The organism is Budvicia aquatica DSM 5075 = ATCC 35567 (assembly GCF_000427805.1).
Taxonomy (GTDB): domain Bacteria; phylum Pseudomonadota; class Gammaproteobacteria; order Enterobacterales; family Enterobacteriaceae; genus Budvicia; species Budvicia aquatica.
The window spans coordinates 1-3,422 of record NZ_ATYS01000108.1; the positions used below are offsets into that span (position 1 = coordinate 1).

At 40.4% G+C, this 3,422-nt stretch carries 3 protein-coding genes and 1 pseudogene; 2 read left to right on the forward strand and 2 right to left on the reverse strand.

Features of this window, described 5'->3' with window-relative positions; translation table 11 throughout:
• Positions 1–348 precede the first annotated feature (348 nt).
• Complete coding sequence (locus tag YWE_RS0120675) at positions 349–837, forward strand: hypothetical protein (protein WP_029096183.1); 489 nt, start codon at positions 349–351, stop codon at positions 835–837.
• 25 nt (positions 838–862) lie between these two features.
• Positions 863–1,259, forward strand: a pseudogene (locus tag YWE_RS31775) (transposase); the annotation flags it as partial.
• 1,124 nt (positions 1,260–2,383) lie between these two features.
• On the opposite strand, the gene YWE_RS0120700 reads toward YWE_RS31775, so the two are convergent.
• Positions 2,384–2,596 carry a hypothetical protein gene (locus YWE_RS0120700; RefSeq protein WP_029096186.1) on the reverse strand — a complete coding sequence of 71 codons (213 nt, stop codon included), beginning with the start codon at positions 2,594–2,596 and terminating at the stop codon, positions 2,384–2,386.
• Positions 2,597–2,784: 188 nt separating this feature from the next.
• A complete protein-coding gene (locus YWE_RS30735; protein WP_154661447.1) occupies positions 2,785–2,946 on the reverse strand; it encodes a hypothetical protein in 162 nt (53 codons plus the stop codon).
• Positions 2,947–3,422: the final 476 nt, after the last annotated feature.

Genomic DNA, 3,422 nt, shown 5'->3' on the forward strand with positions numbered 1-3,422 from the left:
CTGTCGCGATTTTGCGTTTATATTGATGTCGTGTGGTTTCATTGTCATTCTTTAGGCGAAAATACATTCGCAAAAGGTTGCAAAAATCGGTCAATCAATGACTGATGGGTATACACCCGTTGATGATGAAATTGAAATAAAGTTGGCCAGTTGACCGTGGTTGAGATCCGCTTGGCGTGATAGAGCGAATTTCTTCATAATCATTCGCTCAAGCTCATGCTGTTTTTCTTATTTATAAGACGCGTGTATCCAATTGATGTTTCATGCTTTTTTGTATATTTAATCACAGTAAAAAATAGTTATCGGTGTTAATTATTCTTATTGAGTTAAAAAATTTGGAGAGATGAAGTGATCACCTATAAAAACATTAGTTCGGCATTTAACGATTTAGCATTAAAGCAAGAGGAAAGGCTTTCTATTTTAAGAGAGTCAGCAAGTAATTTAGTGAATGAGTACATTAACTCTCTTGGGTTGGAAGGGGTTATGTGGTCCGATATCAAGGGGAAACAGAACCCGTATATTGAGACGGGATGGCTAGAGGGCGGCGATTTTAAACGTGAAAACGTCTATCGCATGCGTCCAGATGCTGATTTGTATCTAGAGTTTCATGTAAGAACTGTTGTAAATGACAAGCCCATCGGTGGAGATGGTGTTGTCGTTATAGTGAGGATTGGAATTGAGAACGATGTTCTGATTATCGAAACGGGGAAGAAAGAATTCAGATTTATTGTCCCCCTGACGGGGGATTTAACTAGATTCCATGATGTTGTTGAATCAATGAAGTCATTAGTCATGAGAACGTTGAGGAGTGTTAGACATTCAGTGTCATTCCAATAATGATATCGATAAAAGGGAATGAGACATGTCCCAATCCTTCGATTTTGATAAAGCCCAGAAAACACTTCAGGATGGCTAGGCTCTAACAGGTAAAAAAGATGCCATCTTTACCTCCCAAGCAGTTAGCCGAAGTTGCACTGGCTGCTGAACTCGACTCTTATCTGGCTCAGGACGTTGAAGCTACTGCAAAATGGTTCATCCAGAAAAATGCTCAAGATGCCAACGGGTGCCTTTGAACTCGCCACTCCTCGCGACCGTAATGGTCTTTTTGAACCTTAACGCAGATCACGCTGGCCTGTCCGATGAAATCGAACGCAAGATCATCCTTATATTCGCGCTGGGTATGCGCTACAAAGATATCAGTCAGGAAATAGAGGATTTTGTACGCTTTCTGCGTGTCCGTGTCCGTGTCCGTGTCATCACCGTCACCGCTCAAGTTTGAGCGAAAACGATAGCAGCAATGCCGATCAGAAAGGTGTATCGAGGTTTTCCATTTTGCGAATTCTCAATCTTGATATGAGACTTCGTGTTGTTGTAATTATACTCTTTAGCCTTGCACCAATTTTCAAGGAAGCTTTTTGATGTGGTACGTTCAGTGACAAACTGTTGTTGTCTTGCTCCCCATCCGATTTCGCCATCTCACGTTCCTTCAGACATAAAAAGTACCACCTTGATAAACTATTGTGTTAGGTGGAAATTTATAACCCCGACCTAAGCAGTGCATCTCATAGGGAGAAACCATATAAAACGCTAATAATAACGTGAGTTATTATGATTGGCAGGGCTTTATAAAATTAAAATTGACTGTATAGTCACATGTCGTGATAATCCCGCCACTTTAAATTACTACAATATATTTAAATATTGCCAACCTTTTTTGGAAACCCCTACACGAATGTCGAGGGTTCATTTTTTATCCTGATTATCAAGTCTGCATATCGCTAAGCTTTATTTTCACATGAAAAAATCATCAGAGCACATTATTGATACCGTCTCTTTTATCACGAAGTTTGTTAAGAAAAGGATTTATTATGGATGAGGGTTGTATTGTTTTTAATGAGACAGAAGGTATTGACACTGACAAACATTATATTGCATGGATCAATGCAAATAAAAATGGATATGTACTAAGTATCCCTAAGAATTACAGAACAATAAGTAAACTGTTTTTATCAAAAACAACCCGAATACATAGGGTCAATTGCTACCTAATCAGTAAGTACTCTAAATTTCAGCAATCTAGCTCTTTTACTGGAAAGAAGTACTTTAAAATATGTTCAACCAATCAATCAGATTTAACGCAAAAAGCAATACATATAACAGGGCTATTTATGATAGAAAAATGCCGTTGCATGAATTAATAATAATCACACCTACTTGAGAGTAGACTTTATAATGACTAAATAAGTCCACCTAATCGTAGATCCCTGAAGGTTACTCAATCCGGTTTGAGCGATCTTATCAATCGCCAAACATCACAACCCCCTACGGGACTGAGTTATGCCGATCATAGTAGCGGCAAGGTGTTTGGATGAGAGCAGAAACGTCAGCGATAATACTTTTGCCTTATCACTTTGCGAACTCTATCCATTTGGTAGGCAGTACCACTGATAGCAGCCCGTTTGAATAATCCGCCATAGGTTTGTATCTCCGCACCTGTCGTTTGCCTTATCTCATCAATAATAGGCTTAACCTTACGCCATTCAAACATCGAGTAGGCCAACTCTAAACTATTTGCCCCTGAATTGATTATCTTCATAACACCTCACTTCAAAACTTATTATCAAATGGCGACGTCTGGTCGAAGTTCTCTGGTTGCTATAGATATTCTCAAGCGTTCGGCGCTGTGAACTGTGTAGAGGCTTGTGGGGTACCTTTGCCACCTCTTGGGCTGAACCTATCGGCAGCCACCTTATCGCTGGTTTGTGCTATGCCGCTTTTCTCCGTCTATTGGTTGACCTGCATATTGCCGGACATACTGAGATACTCGCCTTTCTCATAATTGGCGAGTATCTCAACTGACGGACCAAAACCCAGAACGGCCAGCCATAAAGCAACCAGTCTATCTGTTGCACTATGGTAAGGTAACGAGACGGCCAGTCGCTCCATAGATTATTTTACAGATAGTCCAGTCCATTTATCTTTATGAGGTTGACGATTAACCAATATACCAGCACGAGTAAAGCTAAATGCAATCTCATTTCCCCCCTAGGATCACTGTGCTTTTAGTGGTTTTGCCATCTACATACCGGAGAAGAGACACTCTATCAGAGTGTGATAATCATTGAAGATATAATTCCGTCGCTGAAATAGCTGATCACAAATAATTTTTACTGATAAAACAATAAATAGAAGACCATGATGCATAGCGGATATGATTTAGATGCGAGAGGTCTCGAGGGGATTTTTGAAGAAGGAAAAAGTCAAACGAGAAAAGTGCACGAGTACCTTGATGAATAGGTGCTTATGCTTCCTCAATGCGGGTCTTATACTGATAGACATCGTGGGAATGGTAACGGCAGAAGTTACGTTGCCAGAGGCTATACAGGGGGCCGTAGGCAGCAATAGGCTCAGGTGCCATACCA

What these genes read in the sequence shown, in the direction of transcription:
- YWE_RS0120700 (WP_029096186.1), bottom strand. Translation starts at nt 2,596, where the DNA reads ATGAAGATAATCAATTCAGGGGCAAATAGTTTAGAGTTGGCCTACTCG.
- YWE_RS30735 (WP_154661447.1), bottom strand. Translation starts at nt 2,946, where the DNA reads ATGGAGCGACTGGCCGTCTCGTTACCTTACCATAGTGCAACAGATAGA.